Consider the following 15,443-nt stretch of genomic DNA (forward strand, 5'->3'; position numbering starts at 1 on the left):
TCATGCGTCTTCCAGCACGAAACGCAGCGTCATCGTCCGCCAGCTTTCGACCGCGACACCGTCGCGTGTAGCCGGGCGGAACCGCCAGCGGCTAAGCGCCTGGCGCTTCGTCGCCTCGAAGAAGGCGGGCGCGGCGGCGCGCACGAGTTCGACCGCCTTCACCCGCCCGTCGGTGCCGATCAGGACGCGCACGGTGACGTTACCCTCGGTCCCGGCGCGGCGCTCGGAAGCGGGATAGTCGGGCTGGAACTGCGCGCGCGGATCGGGCGCGGCGTCGGTCAGCACGGGTGCGGGCGCAGGCGGATCGACGATCACGCCGGTACCCTCGGTCGCGGGGCCGATCGGGCCAGGCGGCGGCTGGAGCGTATCGGTGCCGGTGACGGTGTTGGTCGGCGCGACATCGACCTCGACGATCTTGTCGGGGATGGTCGGCAGGACGTCGCGGGTTGCCGCCTTCGCTTCGGGCTTCGGCTTCTCGGGAATCGGCGGCGGCGGGGGTGCTTCGGGGGGCACCGCATAGCCCTCGAACGGCGCGTCGGGCGTCACGAAAATCGTCGGCGCGGACGTCGCGATCAGGGCGACCATGCCGACGTTGACCGCGATCGCCGCGGCGACGGTGCCGGGGCTGGTCTTAGGGCGTTGATAGCGGCTGACGATCACTGAACCTCTCCCTCGAATGTTTCTCCCAACGCCGACTCAGGCGGAAATGAAATGTTACATCATTTCATCTGTCGAACAAGAGACAATGTTACATGTCTCGCGCCAGCCGTTGCAGCGCGCGCGTCCGTCCGATCAGCAGCAGCAGCGCCGCCATGTCGGGGCCTGAGTCGCGCCCGGTCAGCGCACGGCGCAGCGGCAGGAACAGCGCCTTTCCCTTGCGCCCGGTCGCCCCCTTCAACGCACCCGTCAGCGCGTGCCACGGGTCGCCCGCCCAATCCATCGCCGCCGCGACCGCCCCCGCCTCGGCCAGGAACGCGCGATCCTCTTCCGCTATCACGGTTTCGATCGGCCCCTCGACCACAGACCACCAGTCCGCTGCCTCGCCGACGCGGTGCAGGTTCGGGCGGATCGCCGCCCAACCTTCGGCGTCCATTCCCGCGGGCAGCCGGTCGGCGACCGCCTCATAGGGCAGCTGGTGGATGATCCGGGTGCTGACCGCGGCCAGCTCATCCTCGTCGAACCGCGCCGGGGCGCGCCCGAAATGCGCGAAGTCGAACGCCGCGAGCAGCGGGGCCGCATCCACCACTGGCTCAACCGGCTGGCTGGTCCCGATCCGCGCCAGCAGCGCCACCACCGCCTGCGGCTCGATCCCCGCCTCGCGGAAATGCGCGATGCCCAGCGACCCCAGCCGCTTCGACAATTTCCCCTCGCTCCCGGTCAGCAGAGCGGCGTGGGCGAACCGCGGCGGCACCGCGCCCAAAGCGGCGAACATCCCCAGCTGCACCGCGGTGTTCGACACATGATCCTCGCCGCGCACGACATGGGTCACGCCCATGTCGATGTCGTCGATGACGCTCGGCAGCAGGTACAGCCACGATCCGTCCGCGCGCCGCACGACAGGATCGCCCATCGCCGCGGGTGCGAAATGCTGGGGTCCGCGCACCAGATCGTCCCAGTCGAGCGGCGTGTCGTCCAGCCGGAAACGCCAGTGCGGCGCCCGACCCTCGGCCTCATACGCCGCGACCTGAGCGTCGGTCAGCGACAACGCCGCGCGGTCGTAGATCGGCGGCAATCCGCGCCCCAGCTGGATCTTGCGCTTCAGGTCCAGTTCCTGCGCAGTCTCATACGCCGGGTACACCCGTCCCGCCGCGCGCAACTCCGCGAACCGCGCCTCGTACAGGTCGAACCGCGCCGACTGCCGCACCTCGCCGTCCGGCGCCATCCCCAGCCAGTCGAGGTCGGCGCGGATCGCGTCGACGAACCGCTCCTCGCTGCGCACCGCATCGGTATCGTCGATCCGCAGCATGAAGCGCCCGCCGTTCGCCCGCGCGAACATCCAGTTGTGGAGCGCGGTGCGGATGTTGCCGACATGGAGATGGCCGGTCGGCGACGGCGCGAAGCGGGTGAGGACGGTCATGTGCGCGCTGTACGGCAGGCGGACCCGCAAGGGCTAGCCGTCACCGAACCGTCATTCTAAGGGAGCGCCACCTGAGCGGGAGCACGCACGACCATGAAACTGATCGCCGGCAACTCGAACACCCCGCTCGCCCAGGCGATCGCCGATTATTGCGAACTGCCACTGACGAAAGCGAGCGTGCGACGCTTCGCCGACGAGGAAATCTTCGTCGAAATCCTCGAGAATGTCCGCGGCGAGGACATGTTCGTGCTCCAGTCGACGTCCTACCCGGCGAACGACAATCTGATGGAGACGCTCATCATCATCGACGCGCTGAAACGCGCGTCGGCGCGGCGCATCACCGCGGTGCTGCCCTATTTCGGCTATGCCCGTCAGGATCGCAAACCCGGGCCCCGCACGCCGATCTCGGCAAAGCTGGTCGCCAACCTCATCACCACCGCCGGTGCCGACCGGGTGCTGTCGGTCGACCTCCACGCCGGGCAGATCCAGGGGTTCTTCGATATCCCGACCGACAATCTGTTCGCCGCCCCCGTCATGTCGCAGGACATTCGCAGTCGCTACCCGGGCGCCAACTGGATGGTCGTCTCCCCCGACGTCGGCGGCGTGGTCCGCGCCCGCGCGCTCTCGAAGCGACTCGACAACGCCCCGCTCGCCATCGTCGACAAGCGGCGCGAGCGGGCCGGCGAATCCGAGGTCATGAACATCATCGGTGAGGTCGAGGGCCGCTTCTGCATCCTGATCGACGACATCGTCGATTCGGCCGGCACGCTGTGCAATGCCGCCGCCGCTCTCAAGGAAGCCGGCGCGCAGGAAGTCGTCGCCTATGTCACCCACGGCGTGCTGTCGGGCGGCGCGGTGGCGCGGGTCGACGGATCGGCGCTGACCGAACTGGTCATCACCGATTCGATAGGCAACCACGAGACGATCGCGGAGTCGAAGAAAGTCCGCCATTTGACGATCGCACCGCTGGTGGCGGAGGCGATCCGGCGGATCGCGGATGAGTCGAGCGTGAGTAGTTTGTTCGACTGAGGCGCAGCGCGCGGCCGGCTACGTCCGGCCAGACTCGCGAAGCCCGGCCGGCGGACTTGGTCCGGCCGACGACGCGGGCTTTGCCCGCGGCACGACGCTGATAGCCCGCCGTGGGCAAAGCCCACGCCGTCGGACGTAAGCTTCGCTACGCCGGCCGGTCTTGCGCGAGTCGCGCGGCCAGCATGGCCGCGTGCCGCGCTAGCGACTGAGCTCCACAATATGCTCGAACACCGCGGCATGCAGCGGCGTCCGGAACGCCGCGCCGATGTGGTCGCCGCGCTGCCAGGCGATCTCCGCTTCCAGTCCCTGCAATCCGGGCAGCGTGATCCACACCAGCGATCCGGGGCGGATCGTGAAGGCGGTCTCCGCACGGAAGCCGGTCATCGACAGGTCGAGCACGCGGATCGCGAAGCGCGTCGCGCTGCGGTCGCGCACGCGGGCGTCGAGGCGGACCGCCCGGCGCAGGGTCGACCGGTTCTCGCCCGTGGCGGCCGCAGGAACGCGCGGATCGCTGATTGCCGTACTCATGCGCGACTCGGTAGCAGCCAAGTGGTTGAGAAACCGACAACGCTTCAGGCGGCGGCATCCCACACCAGCTTGATGCCGACCGCGATCATCAGCCAGTATATCGCGGTGTAGAACCGCGCCGGCGACACCCGCCGCACTAGCCACACCCCCGCAAACGTGGACGCGATCGCGACCGGCATCAGCACCGCCGACACGATCACATTCGCCGCCGTGAATTGCCCGAGCGCGACATAGGCGGGCACCTTGATCCAGTTGACCACCGCGAAGAAGATCGCGGTCGTCCCCACCAGCACGTCGCGGGGCAAGTTGCGGGGCAGCACCCAGAGCTGGAACGGCGGCTGGCCGGCGTGGGCGACCTGGCTGGTGAAGCCTGACGCGACCCCGAACATCGCTCCCACCCAGCCAGGCGACCCGCCCGCTGCCGTCGCCGATCCCCGGCGCGCGATCCACAGGCGGTACAGCCCGAACACCACGGAAATCGCCCCGACCATCGCCAGCACCACATCCACCCGCACGCTGGCCGCGAACACATAGCCCAGCGCAATGCCGATCGCCGCGCCCGGCAGCATCCACCCCAGCACATATCCGTCCCAGTCGCGCCGGAACGCCCACACGCCGACCACATCCTGCACGATCAGGATTGGCAGCAGGATAGCCGCCGCGCGCACCGGCGAAATCGTAATCGCGATCAGCGGCAGCGCCAGCGCGCCCATGCCGGCGAACCCGCCCTTCGCCAGCCCAAGCAGAACCACGCCGCCCACCGCGACGATCCAGAAATCCGCTCCCAATGTGGCGAGCGCACTCAGCGGTCGGCGACCCGCCCGAGGTGCCCGGCGATCCGCGCCAGCGCGACGACGCCCGCCGCCGCGAACGCTGCCAGCGCCAGCACCGCATAGGTCAGCGCCTTCAGCCAGCGCGCGATCTCATCGGTGCGGTCGGCAGGCGGCGGGGCCGCGACTCGCACCGGCTGGCCGGCCTGCGCCGATGACGGGTCGGCGCTTGGCGGGGCGGCTGGCGCTGTCGGCTGCGATTCCATCGCTCCGCCCGGCTCGGGCCGCTCGACCGCGCCGGGAAACGCATCGCGAAGGTTCGTGTTCGATACGCTCGCCAGCGACCCGATCAGCGCTAGCGTCGCCATGCTGGCGAGCACCAGCATCATCGTCCGCGCCAGCCAGTCGACGATTTTCACTCCGCCGCCACCCGGCCCCGCGGCGCGCGGACGCCCGCGCGATCCCGCCGTTTCAGCTCGGCCTTCAGCGCCTCGGGCTTGGGCGCCCACAGGAAGCCGAAGCTGACCGTGCCGTGCTTGGCCTCGACCGCATGGTGCAGCCGGTGCGCCTGGACGATCCGCTTCATATAGGCCGATTTCGGCAGATATCGCGTGGCGATGCGGCGGTGAACGATGACGTCATGAAAACCGAAATAGATCGCGCCATAGGCGGCGATTCCTGCCCCGATCCACGCGTAGCCCGGCCACCAGCCCAGTTGCACCCCGCCCAGGATAAGCAAGATCGACGGCACCGCGAAGATCGCCGCATACAGGTCGTTCAGCTCCCAGTTGCCGTGTCGCGGCGCGTGGTGGCTGGCGTGCAGGAACCACCCCGGCCCGTGCATCACCCAGCGGTGCATGACGTAGGCGAAGCCCTCCATGAAAACCACGGTGGCGAAGAACAGGGCGATTCCGGCAGGCCAGGACATGGCCGGCATATAGGCGCTGGCGCACCGCAACGCGAGGCAGGCTGGATTCGGGGGGAGCGATATGCTTTAGCCCGCTGCAACATTCCCGATCTTCGAAACAGGACGGCGCCCTCCCCATGAACATCCACGAATATCAGGCCAAGGAACTGCTGGCGAAATTCGGCGTCCCCGTGCCCGCAGGCTTCGCCGCGATGAGCGTCGACGAAGCTGTCGCCGCGTCGAAGAAGCTGCCCGGGCCGCTCTATGTCGTGAAGGCGCAGATCCACGCCGGCGGCCGCGGCAAGGGCAAGTTCAAGGAACTGGGCCCGGATGCCAAGGGCGGCGTCCGCCTGGCCAAGACCGAGGACGAGGTTCGCGCCGCGGCGACCGACATGCTCGGCAACACGCTGGTGACGATCCAGACCGGCGACGCCGGCAAGCAGGTCAATCGCCTGTACGTGACCGACGGCGTCGACATCGCCAAGGAATTCTACCTCGCGCTGCTCGTCAACCGCGCGACCGGCCGCGTCTCGATGGTCGCCTCGACGGAAGGGGGCATGGATATCGAGACGGTGGCGCACGACACGCCTGAGAAGATCCACTCGATCGACATCGACACGGCGACCGGCTTCATGCCCCACCACGGCCGCGCCGTCGCCGCCGCTCTGGAACTGACCGGCGACCTCGCCAAGCAGGCCGCGAATGTCGCCTCGAAGCTGTACGACGCCTTCCTCGGCACCGACGCCGAGCAGATCGAGATCAACCCCCTCGCGGTGACGGACGACGGCAAGCTGATGGTCCTCGACGCCAAGGTCGCCTTCGACGGCAACGCGATGTTCCGCCACAAGGATCTGATGGAGCTGCGCGACACCACCGAAGAGGACGCGATGGAGCTGGAGGCGTCGAAGTACGACCTCGCCTACATTAAACTCGACGGCGACATCGGCTGCATGGTCAACGGTGCCGGCCTTGCCATGGCGACGATGGATATCATCAAGCTGAACGGCATGTTCCCGGCCAATTTCCTCGACGTCGGCGGCGGCGCCAACAAGGAAAAGGTGACCGCGGCGTTCAAGATCATCCTTGCCGATCCCGCGGTGAAGGGCATTCTGGTCAACATCTTCGGCGGCATCATGAAGTGCGACATCATCGCCGAGGGCATCGTCGCCGCGGCGAAGGAAGTGAACCTGTCGGTGCCTTTGGTCGTTCGGCTCGAGGGCACGAACGTGGAGGCCGGCAAGGCGATCCTGTCGAACTCCGGCCTCGCCATCGTCCCCGCCAACGACCTGGGCGACGCGGCGAAGAAGATCGTCGCCGAGGTGAAGAACGCCGCCTGACGCGTATCCTCCCTGGGACGTGGATGGGTAGATGGAGAGAATGCAATGAAGGTGTTGGTCCCCGTCAAGCGCGTGCTTGACTACAACGTGAAGCCCCGCGTGAAGGCGGACGGGACGGGCGTCGACCTGGCGAACATCAAGATGAGCATCAACCCGTTCGACGAGATCGCGGTCGAGGAAGCCATCCGCCTGAAGGAAAAGGGCGTGGTGACCGAGATCGTCGCGGTGTCGATCGGCGAGCCCAAGAGCCAGGAAACGCTGCGCACCGCGCTCGCGATGGGCGCCGACCGCGCGATCCTCGTCACCAGCGAAGAGAAGGTCGAGCCGCTGGGCGTCGCCAAGCTGCTGAAGGCGATCTGTGACGAGGAACAGCCCTCGCTCGTCATCCTCGGCAAGCAGGCGATCGACGACGACAACAACCAGACCGGGCAGATGCTCGGCGCATTGACCGGCTGGGGCCAGGGCACCTTCGCCTCCAAGGTCGAGGTGTCGGGCGACAGCGTGAGCGTCACGCGTGAAGTCGACGGCGGTGCCGAGACCGACACGCTGAAGCTGCCCGCGATCGTCACCACCGACCTGCGCCTGAACGAGCCGCGCTACGCGTCGCTGCCCAACATCATGAAGGCGAAGTCGAAACCGCTCGCGACCAAGACGCCCGCCGACTACGGCGTCGACGTGTCGCCGCGCCTCACGACTCTGAAGGTCGTCGAGCCCGCCAAGCGCAGCGCGGGCGTCAAGGTCGCCGATGTCGACGAACTGGTCGCCAAGCTGAAGGCGATGGGCGTCGCGAAGTAATCCACCGTCCGGCCTTCTCCGTTCGCTTCGAGCGAAGTCGAGAAGCATCCGGGCGGGCTTATGTTTCTCGACTTCGCTCGAAACGAACGGGTGGGGTGATTTGAGAGGATGACACGATGAAAACCCTGGTCTGGGTCGAACACGACGGCACCGCCGTCAAGGATGCCACCTACGCCGCGGTCACCGCCGCGTCGCAGCTGGGCGAAGTCCATCTGCTGGTCGCCGGCCAGAGCGTCGATGGCGTCGCCGCCGAAGCCGCGAAGATCGCCGGCGTCGGCAAGGTTCATGTCGCCGACGACGCGGCGTTCGCCCACGCGCTAGCCGAGAATGTCGCGCCGCTGGTCGTCTCGCTGATGGGCCATCACGATGTGTTCGTCGCGCCGGCCACCTCCAACGGCAAGAACATCGCCCCGCGCGTCGCCGCGCTGCTCGACGTCATGCAGGTCAGCGACATTCTGTCGGTCGAGGGCGAAGATACCTTCACCCGTCCGATCTACGCCGGCAACGCCATCGCCACCGTGCAGTCCAAGGACGCGAAGAAAGTCATCACCGTCCGCGGTACGGCCTTCGAAAAAGCGTCACCTGAGGGCGGCTCGGGCACGATCGAGGCGGTCGCCTCGACCGGCGACCAGGGCCTGTCGACCTTCGCCGGCTCGGAAATCGCCAAGCTCGAGCGCCCCGAACTGACGAGCGCCAAGATCATCGTCTCGGGCGGCCGCGCGCTGCAGAACGGTGAGAATTTCCATGCTATCATCGAGCCGCTCGCCGACAAGCTCGGCGCCGCCGTCGGCGCCAGCCGCGCCGCGGTCGATGCAGGCTTCGTCCCCAACGACTATCAGGTCGGCCAGACCGGCAAGATCGTCGCCCCCGAAGTCTATATCGCGGTCGGCATCTCCGGCGCGATCCAGCATCTGGCCGGCATGAAGGATTCGAAGACCATCATCGCCATCAACAAGGACGAGGACGCCCCGATCTTCCAGGTCGCCGACATCGGCCTGGTAGGGGATCTGTTCAAGGTGGTGCCGGAGCTGACCGAAAAGCTCTAAGCGGTGGAACACAGTTCCACGGTGGTGCCCAAGCGAAGCGAGGGCATAAAGCAACAGCCGGCCGGCGCCGCCAAAGCGGCGTCCGACGACACGGGATTTACTCCCGTGTTGGCCCTCTCGATGGAGGCGGACGGCGCGGCACTACACAAAGGCGCCGCCGTCCCCTGCCTTGCGGCCCTGGAAGCCGCGCTCTCCAACGTCGCCACCAACCAGCCGGGCATCCGCTTGACCGGCCTGCCCAAGCTTGCCGACGTGCTCGCCCAAGGTGGCGCGATCGCCGCCATCGCCGCGACCTATCTCGGTGCGTCGGCCCGCCCCGTCCGCGCCGTCCTGTTTGACAAGACGCCAGCCGCCAACTGGGCACTCGGCTGGCACCAGGATCGGACTATCGCGGTCCAGGCCCAGCACGAAGTTGCCGGTTTTGGCCCTTGGACGCGCAAGGCCGGATTGCTCCACGTGGAGCCGCCCTTCGCGGTGATCGAGGCAATGGTTACGCTGCGCATTCATCTCGAGGTCGTGCCTGCGGACAATGCGCCGCTGCTGATCGCCAGAAGATCGCATCGGATCGGTCGTATCCCTGTGCGCGAGGTCGAAACGATTGTCGCGCGGTCTGAATTACTCGCGTGCGTCGCCGAACGCGGCGATGTCTGGGTCTATGCCACGCCGATCCTGCACGCGTCGGCGGCCAGCAACGGACGACGCAGGCGTGTCTTGCAAGTCGATTACTCCGCGCAATCGCTTCCTGCGCCGCTCGAATGGCTTGGGGTCTAGCGGGACAGCACTCTATCGCGGTACACACGCTCAGCGACGCGCGAGGACAGGCATGGCGGCCAGCTCAGATACTCCCCCCTACATCACCGATTACCACCGCGACGGCTACGCCATCGTCCGCAACCTCTTCTCTCCAGCCGAAGTCGCCGAGATCGGCGCCGCGATCGACCGCGTCCATGCCGAGGGCATCGCCCACGGGCGCAGCTTTCGTCACGGCAATCTCTTCTACAACGTCGCGCCCGCCACCGACGCCGCGCCGCCGCAGGTGCGGATGGTGCAGTGGATGGCGTATCACGATCCCGTGCTGAACGCGGTCCGCACCGATCCGCGCATCGCCCGCGTGCTGGCGCCGCTGATCGGCGGCGACCTGAAACAGATCATCAACCAGCTCCACTGGAAGACGCCGTTCGGCGGTGGCGATTTCGCGTGGCACCAGGATTCGCGCTTCCGCAAGCCCGACGCAGCCTATCGCAACCTCGGCAGCAGCTATGTCCAGACCGGCCTCGCGATCGATCCGCACAATCCCTCCACCGGGGGGATGCGTTTCGTCCCCGACAGCCACCGCGCCGGCGACGTCGATCTCGACACGACCACCGACGTGCTCGGCACCGCGATGGACGATGCGGTGCTCGGCGCCGCGGGGCTGGGCGACCACCCGATCGTCCCGCTCGACCTCGCGCCCGGCGATTTCGCGCTGTGGAACCCGTATCTCGTCCACGCCTCGGGCGAGAACCGCTCGGATCACCTTCGCCGCCTCTACATCAACGGCTATGTCCGCGCCGAGGATTGCGACCGCGGCGAATGGGCGTTCCGCGGCGGCCAGCCGGTCGCGCTGGGCCCGGAACCCGCGCTGGTTCATTACGAGGATCTGCACATCCGCGGCGAACCGCACTACATCTGAACCGGTTTTCGCTGTCCTACAGCGCGCCGATTTGCTTTGCTCGCCTCCATGCAGATCTGTGCCACCGCCACCATCCCGTGCCTGCGGTCGACCACCCCCCGCCGAAAGTTCCGAAACCACCCCGTTTCGCGGAACCTTCGCGCATTTTCAGGACAGATGACGTCATGATCGCCACCCTCGCGCTCCTGCTCGCCGCCCCCCAGGCCGCTGCCGCGCCCGACCCGGCCATCGAGCGCCGAGTCGCGCGCGTGCTCGCCAAGGCACCTGTGATCGACGGCCACAACGACCTGCCGTGGGAAATCCGCGAGCGGCACGAGGCGAAGGTCGAAAGCCTCGACCTGACCACCAGCACCGCCGCCTTGCCCTATCCGCTCCAGACCGACATCCCCCGGCTAAAGAAGGGCGGCGTTGGCGGGCAGTTCTGGTCGGTCTATATTCCCGCCACCGTCACCGGCCCCCGCGCGGTCGAGATGACGCTCGAGGAAATCGACATCGTCCGCCGCTTCGTGGCGGCGAATCCGTCAATTTTCGAGATGGCGACGACCGCCGCCGACGTCCGCCGCATCTTGAAGGCGGGGAAGGTCGCCTCGCTGCTGGGGATCGAAGGCGGGCACCAGATCGACGGGCGCCTCTCCGTCCTGCGCCAGATGCGCGAACTCGGCGTCGGCTACATGACGCTGACGCATGGCAAGAGCCTCGACTGGGCGGATTCCTCCACCGACACGCCGCGCGCCGGGGGCCTCAGCGAATTCGGGCGCAAGGTGGTGATGGAGATGAACCGCATCGGCATGCTCGTCGATGTGTCGCACATCGCCGACACGACGATGGCCGCCGCGCTCGACGTGACGAAGGCGCCGGTGATCGCCAGCCATTCCTCCGCCCGTGCGCTGGCCGATCGCCCGCGCAACATCCCCGACGCGCTGCTCGCGCGGATCGGCCAGGGCGGCGGCGTGGTGATGGTCAATTTCTACCCGGCCTTCCTGTCGAAGGCGTGGAACGACTGGGACAACGCCCGCGGCGCCTACGCCAAGTCGGTGGGCGTGCCGACCGACGCCTACGGCCCGAAATCGCCCGCGCCGCTCGTCGAATGGGACCGCACCCATCCGATGCCCCGCGTCGATGCATCGACCGTCGCCGACCATATCGAGCATGTCGCGAAGGTCGCCGGCAAGGGCGCGGTCGGCTTCGGCGGCGACTACGACGGCATCGGCGGCACCGGGCCGGAGGGGATGTCGGGGGTCGATTCCTACCCGTTGGTCCTCGCCGAACTGGCCCGCCGCGGCTGGAGCGACACCGACCTCGCCGGACTGACCTCCGGCAACGTCCTGCGCGTCATCGCGCGGGCGGAGGAAGTGGCGAAGTCGATGCGGGGGATGAAGCCGATCGACGCAACGGAGCCTGAGTAACCTCCGTGCTCCCGCGCAGGCGGGAGCCTAGAGACAAGAGCGTTGCGCTCCGTAACCCTGGGCTCCCGCCTGCGCGGGAGCGCGCAGCTCTCACAACCCGCTCAGGAAACTCGCCACATTCGCGCCCAGCGCCTCAAGCGCATAGCCGCCCTCCATCAGCGTCAGCACCGGCCATCCCGCCGCGGCGATATTCCCCGCCAGCACCGCATAGTCGGCGGTCGTCAGGCGGAACGCACTGATCGGATCGCCCTCCCACGTGTCGACCCCCAGCGACACGATCAGCAGGTCGGGCGCGAACCGCGCGATCGCGGCCAGCGCGTGTCCCTGTGCTGCCCGGAACGCCTCAAGCGTCGTCCCCTGCGGCAACGGCAGGTTCAGCGTCGTGCCCACTCCCGCGCCTTCGCCGACCTCGTCGGCATGGCCCCAGTAGAACGGATAATCGGTGGCAGGATCGGCATGGATCGACGCGTAGAACACATCGCCGCGGCTCCAGAAGATATCCTGCGTGCCATTGCCATGGTGATAGTCGATGTCGAGGATCGCGACCCGCGCGCGGTCCCGGTCGCGCGCAGCCTGCGCAGCGATCGCGGCGGTGTTCAGGTGGCAGTATCCGCCGCAATAATCCGCCCCGGCATGGTGGCCGGGCGGGCGGCACAATGCGAACGCCTGCCCGCCGTCCAGCACGATATCGAGTGCGGTCAGCGCGGCCTGCGCGCTCCAATACGCCGCATCCCACGTGTTCGCGGTGATCGGCGTCGCAGCGTCCATGCTGTAGCGCCCGGCCAGCGCATCGATCCGCGTCAGGTCGATGTCGCGCCGCCGCACCACCGGCCAGGTATAGGCGATGACGTCGCCCTCGCGCCCCGCCTCGGCCCAGCGTGCAGGCGCGGTCTTCAGATAATCGACATAGCCTGCGTCGTGGACCGCCAGGATCGGGCCTTCGCCATGATCGACCGGTGCTTCGCTGGCGCCCAGCACCGCCAGCATCGCCTCGGCACGCGCCGGCACCTCGGCATAGGGCGTCCAGCCGCCGTTGTGAAACTCGCGCGCCGGGGCATGGCCCAGCTGGCGCGGATCGAAGACGACCCGCACCTACCGCGGCCCTGCGAAGCGCAGCACGGCATAGCCCGCCAGCGCCGATACCAGCGACCCGGCCAGCACACCGATCTTCACCCGCTCGACCAGCAATGCGTCGCCGGGGAAGGCAAGGCCGCCGATGAACAGGCTCATCGTGAAGCCGATCCCGGCGATCAGCGCGACGCCGTAGATCTGCGCCCAGCTCGCCGTGCCCGGCCGCTTCGCGACGCCCGCCTTCTCGGCCAGCCAGATGCTGCCGAAGATGCCGATCTGCTTGCCCGCGAACAGCCCCGCCGCGATCCCCAGCACCAGCGGATCGGCGATCGTGGACAGGCTGACCCCGGCCAGGCTGACCCCGGCATTGGCGAACCCGAACAATGGCACGATGGCGAAGGCGACCCACGGGTGCAGTGCATGCTCCAGCCGGTGGAGCGGCGATTCCGCGGCGTCGGGGGCGCCGGGCGACACGGTGACCGGGATCAGCAGCGCGGTGACGACCCCGGCGATCGTCGCGTGCACGCCCGATACCAGCATCAGCAGCCACAGCGCGGCAAAGCCGATCATGTAGGGCGCCAACCGCCGCTCGCCGCGGCGATTGAGCACATACATGCCGGCCACCACGGCGACGGCCCCGGCGAGCGCGGCGACGTTGATATGGTCGGTGTAGGCGAGCGCGATGATCGCCACCGCGCCCATGTCGTCGACGATCGCGATGGTGGTCAGGAACAGCTTCAACGACGACGGCGCGTGGGCCCCGAGCAACGCCAGCACGCCGATCGCGAAGGCGATGTCGGTCGCGGCGGGGATCGCCCAGCCGCGCGCCAGCCCCGGCGCGCCACCCGCGACCGCGAGATAAACGAGCGCCGGCACGATCATCCCCGCCATTGCCGCGATCACCGGCAGGCGACGCTTCTCCGCACTCGCCAACCGCCCGTCGACGACCTCGCGCTTGATCTCCAGGCCGACGAGCAGGAAGAACACTGCCATCAGTCCGTCGTTGATCCACAAATGCAGCGTCATCGGCCCGAGATGCGGGTTCAGCACCGGGCCGGTCGTCACGTGCAGCATCGCGACATAGCTGTCGGCGGTCGCCTCCAGATTCGCGACCAGCATCGCGCACGCCGCTGCGGCCATCAGGACGATGCCGCCGGCCGCCTCGGTCGATAGGAAATCCCGGCCCGCGCTCCAGACCCCGCGCCGCGTCGTCACCGCGCCAGCGCCTCGGCGATCAGCGTGCGCGAATTGGCGATGCCGTACAGCCGGATGAAGCTGCCCATCCGCGGCCCCTGGCTCGATCCCAACAGCGTCTCGTACAGCGCGCGGAACCAGTCGCGCAGTTCGGCGAAGTCGCCGGTCTTGCCGATCTCGTACACGATCTTCTGGATATCCTCCGCCGACGCATCGTCGGGCAGCGCCGCCAGTTCCGCGTCGAGCCGCTCAAGCGCCGCGCGTTCATTTCCCTCGGGCGCGCGCTTCACCAGCGTCGGCGCGACGAAATCGCGGGCATAGGCCAGCGCATGGTCGATCAACCGGTCCAGCTCGGGCTGCGTCTCCGCGGTCGCATCGGGGAGGTAGTTGGCGAGATAGCCCCACACCTGCGCCTTCGTCGCCTCACCCATCACCCCGACGAGATTCAGCAGCAGCCCGAAAGTCACCGCCAGCGTGCCGCCCGGCAGCTTGCCGTCGTGGATGTGGTGGACGGGATTGCCCAGCTGCTGCTTCAGCTCCTGCGTCGGGTAAGTGGCGCGGAACTGCCAATATTCGTCCACCGCGCGCGGGATGACGCCCATGTGCAGCTGCTTGGCCTTCCTGGGCTCGCGGTAGGCATAGAACGCCAGGCTCTCGTCCGGGCCATAGGTCAGCCATTGTTCGAGGCTGAGGCCATTGCCCTTCGACTTGGAGATCTTCTCGCCCTTCTCGTCGAGGAACATCTCGTACACGAAGCCTTCGGGCGGGCGCCCGCCCAGGATGCGGGCGATCTTCGACGACTGGATGCCCGAATCGATCAGGTCCTTGCCGTACATCTCGAAATCGACGCCGAGCGCGACCCAGCGCATCGCCCAGTCGACCTTCCACTGGAGCTTGGAGAGGCCGCCCAGCGCCGACTGCACCACCCGCTCGCCGCTTTCGTCGACGAACGCGATCTTGCCGGCATCGGCGTCGATCACCTCGATCGGCACCTGCAGCACGACGCCGCTCGTCGGGCTGATCGGCAACACCGGCGAATAGGTTGCGCGCCGCTCCTCGCGCAGCGTCGGCAGCATCACGTCTTGGATCTTGCCAAAGTTGCGCAGCACGACTTTCAGCGCGCCGTCGAACCGTCCGCCGGTATAGTAATCGGTCGAGGACGCGAACTCGTAATCGAACCCGAACCGGTCCAGAAATTGCCGCAGCATCGCATTGTTGTGCGCGGCAAAGCTGTCGAACTTCCCGAACGGATCGGGAATGCGGCTGAGCGGCTTGCCCAGATGCTCGGCCAGCATCGCCTTGTTCGGCACGTTGTCGGGCACCTTGCGCAAGCCATCCATGTCGTCCGAAAACGCGATCAGCCGCGTCGGCTGGTCGCTGAGCGCATGGAACGCGTTGCGCACCATCGTCGTGCGCAGCACTTCGTTGAACGTGCCGATATGCGGCAGGCCCGAGGGGCCATAGCCTGTCTCGAACAGCATCGGCGCACCACTGGGTTTGCCGTCCGGATAGCGCTTCAAGAGCTTGCGCGCTTCCTCATACGGCCAGGCTTTGGAATCGAGGGCGGCGGCGCGGAGATCGTCGGTCATCGGCCACCCCCTAATCGTTGCG

Annotated in this window: 16 protein-coding genes; 7 read left to right on the forward strand and 9 right to left on the reverse strand. The window is 67.7% G+C overall.

The window, feature by feature from the left end; genetic code table 11:
• On the reverse strand, positions 1 to 660 hold the full coding sequence (locus tag M9980_RS11810) for an energy transducer TonB (RefSeq protein WP_250751072.1): 660 nt from the start codon (positions 658 to 660) through the stop codon (positions 1 to 3).
• An 88-nt stretch (positions 661 to 748) separates the two neighbouring features.
• Positions 749 to 2,077 (reverse strand): glutamate--tRNA ligase, encoded by a 1,329-nt coding sequence (locus M9980_RS11815; RefSeq protein ID WP_250751075.1) that lies wholly within the window; start codon positions 2,075 to 2,077, stop codon positions 749 to 751.
• A gap of 93 nt (positions 2,078 to 2,170) precedes the next feature.
• Between M9980_RS11815 and M9980_RS11820 the strand changes: the two genes are divergently transcribed.
• The gene (locus tag M9980_RS11820) at positions 2,171 to 3,106 is read left to right on the forward strand and encodes a ribose-phosphate pyrophosphokinase (protein ID WP_250751078.1); all 936 of its coding nucleotides are present in this window, start codon (positions 2,171 to 2,173) and stop codon (positions 3,104 to 3,106) included.
• 198 nt (positions 3,107 to 3,304) lie between these two features.
• Here M9980_RS11820 and M9980_RS11825 read toward each other — a convergent pair whose 3' ends face one another.
• From M9980_RS11825 to M9980_RS11840, 4 genes are all read right to left on the reverse strand, one after another.
• Complete coding sequence (locus M9980_RS11825; RefSeq protein WP_250751080.1) at positions 3,305 to 3,634, reverse strand: PilZ domain-containing protein; 330 nt, start codon at positions 3,632 to 3,634, stop codon at positions 3,305 to 3,307.
• A gap of 44 nt (positions 3,635 to 3,678) precedes the next feature.
• Entirely contained in the window at positions 3,679 to 4,347 is a 669-nt protein-coding gene (locus M9980_RS11830; protein WP_250754915.1) for a sulfite exporter TauE/SafE family protein, read from the reverse strand.
• Positions 4,348 to 4,436: 89 nt separating this feature from the next.
• A complete protein-coding gene (locus M9980_RS11835; protein ID WP_250751083.1) occupies positions 4,437 to 4,823 on the reverse strand; it encodes a hypothetical protein in 387 nt (128 codons plus the stop codon).
• On the reverse strand, positions 4,820 to 5,332 hold the full coding sequence (locus tag M9980_RS11840; protein ID WP_250751095.1) for a sterol desaturase family protein: 513 nt from the start codon (positions 5,330 to 5,332) through the stop codon (positions 4,820 to 4,822). The genes M9980_RS11835 and M9980_RS11840 overlap by 4 nt, the downstream gene beginning before the upstream one ends.
• 116 nt (positions 5,333 to 5,448) lie before the next feature.
• Between M9980_RS11840 and sucC the strand changes: the two genes are divergently transcribed.
• The 6 genes from sucC (at position 5,449) to M9980_RS11870 (ending at position 11,567) form a co-directional block, all read left to right on the forward strand.
• Positions 5,449 to 6,648 (forward strand): ADP-forming succinate--CoA ligase subunit beta, encoded by a 1,200-nt coding sequence (gene sucC / locus M9980_RS11845; protein WP_250751097.1) that lies wholly within the window; start codon positions 5,449 to 5,451, stop codon positions 6,646 to 6,648.
• Positions 6,649 to 6,693: 45 nt separating this feature from the next.
• The gene (locus tag M9980_RS11850; RefSeq protein WP_250751098.1) at positions 6,694 to 7,443 is read left to right on the forward strand and encodes an electron transfer flavoprotein subunit beta/FixA family protein; all 750 of its coding nucleotides are present in this window, start codon (positions 6,694 to 6,696) and stop codon (positions 7,441 to 7,443) included.
• Between the two features lie 116 nt (positions 7,444 to 7,559).
• On the forward strand, positions 7,560 to 8,489 hold the full coding sequence (locus M9980_RS11855; RefSeq protein ID WP_250751100.1) for an electron transfer flavoprotein subunit alpha/FixB family protein: 930 nt from the start codon (positions 7,560 to 7,562) through the stop codon (positions 8,487 to 8,489).
• A 3-nt stretch (positions 8,490 to 8,492) separates the two neighbouring features.
• The gene (locus tag M9980_RS11860; protein ID WP_250751114.1) at positions 8,493 to 9,260 is read left to right on the forward strand and encodes a phytanoyl-CoA dioxygenase family protein; all 768 of its coding nucleotides are present in this window, start codon (positions 8,493 to 8,495) and stop codon (positions 9,258 to 9,260) included.
• Between the two features lie 52 nt (positions 9,261 to 9,312).
• Complete coding sequence (locus M9980_RS11865; RefSeq protein ID WP_250751116.1) at positions 9,313 to 10,161, forward strand: phytanoyl-CoA dioxygenase family protein; 849 nt, start codon at positions 9,313 to 9,315, stop codon at positions 10,159 to 10,161.
• 164 nt (positions 10,162 to 10,325) lie between these two features.
• A complete protein-coding gene (locus tag M9980_RS11870; RefSeq protein ID WP_250751118.1) occupies positions 10,326 to 11,567 on the forward strand; it encodes a dipeptidase in 1,242 nt (413 codons plus the stop codon).
• A gap of 90 nt (positions 11,568 to 11,657) precedes the next feature.
• Here M9980_RS11870 and M9980_RS11875 read toward each other — a convergent pair whose 3' ends face one another.
• From M9980_RS11875 to M9980_RS11885, 3 genes are read right to left on the reverse strand one after another with little or no spacing between them, the layout of a single operon-like run.
• Entirely contained in the window at positions 11,658 to 12,659 is a 1,002-nt protein-coding gene (locus M9980_RS11875; RefSeq protein WP_250751120.1) for a histone deacetylase family protein, read from the reverse strand.
• Positions 12,660 to 13,853 carry a Na+/H+ antiporter NhaA gene (nhaA, locus tag M9980_RS11880; RefSeq protein ID WP_250751123.1) on the reverse strand — a complete coding sequence of 398 codons (1,194 nt, stop codon included), beginning with the start codon at positions 13,851 to 13,853 and terminating at the stop codon, positions 12,660 to 12,662. It lies immediately after the preceding gene.
• Positions 13,850 to 15,421 carry a lysine--tRNA ligase gene (locus M9980_RS11885; RefSeq protein WP_250751126.1) on the reverse strand — a complete coding sequence of 524 codons (1,572 nt, stop codon included), beginning with the start codon at positions 15,419 to 15,421 and terminating at the stop codon, positions 13,850 to 13,852. Before M9980_RS11885 ends, nhaA begins: the two co-directional genes overlap by 4 nt.
• Positions 15,422 to 15,443 lie beyond the last annotated feature (22 nt).

Origin of the sequence: Sphingomonas donggukensis, from assembly GCF_023674425.1 — a bacterium.
Classification (GTDB): Bacteria; Pseudomonadota; Alphaproteobacteria; order Sphingomonadales; family Sphingomonadaceae; genus Sphingomonas; species Sphingomonas donggukensis.

Bases quoted from the DNA above. Each gene is read 5' to 3' on its own strand.
- M9980_RS11815 (WP_250751075.1), bottom strand. From the start codon at position 2,077: ATGACCGTCCTCACCCGCTTCGCGCCGTCGCCGACCGGCCATCTCCAT.
- M9980_RS11820 (WP_250751078.1), top strand. From the start codon at position 2,171: ATGAAACTGATCGCCGGCAACTCGAACACCCCGCTCGCCCAGGCGATC.
- M9980_RS11825 (WP_250751080.1), bottom strand. From the start codon at position 3,634: ATGAGTACGGCAATCAGCGATCCGCGCGTTCCTGCGGCCGCCACGGGC.
- M9980_RS11830 (WP_250754915.1), bottom strand. From the start codon at position 4,347: ATGGGCGCGCTGGCGCTGCCGCTGATCGCGATTACGATTTCGCCGGTG.
- M9980_RS11840 (WP_250751095.1), bottom strand. From the start codon at position 5,332: ATGTCCTGGCCTGCCGGAATCGCCCTGTTCTTCGCCACCGTGGTTTTC.
- sucC (WP_250751097.1), top strand. From the start codon at position 5,449: ATGAACATCCACGAATATCAGGCCAAGGAACTGCTGGCGAAATTCGGC.
- M9980_RS11850 (WP_250751098.1), top strand. From the start codon at position 6,694: ATGAAGGTGTTGGTCCCCGTCAAGCGCGTGCTTGACTACAACGTGAAG.
- M9980_RS11855 (WP_250751100.1), top strand. From the start codon at position 7,560: ATGAAAACCCTGGTCTGGGTCGAACACGACGGCACCGCCGTCAAGGAT.
- M9980_RS11865 (WP_250751116.1), top strand. From the start codon at position 9,313: ATGGCGGCCAGCTCAGATACTCCCCCCTACATCACCGATTACCACCGC.
- M9980_RS11870 (WP_250751118.1), top strand. From the start codon at position 10,326: ATGATCGCCACCCTCGCGCTCCTGCTCGCCGCCCCCCAGGCCGCTGCC.
- M9980_RS11885 (WP_250751126.1), bottom strand. From the start codon at position 15,421: ATGACCGACGATCTCCGCGCCGCCGCCCTCGATTCCAAAGCCTGGCCG.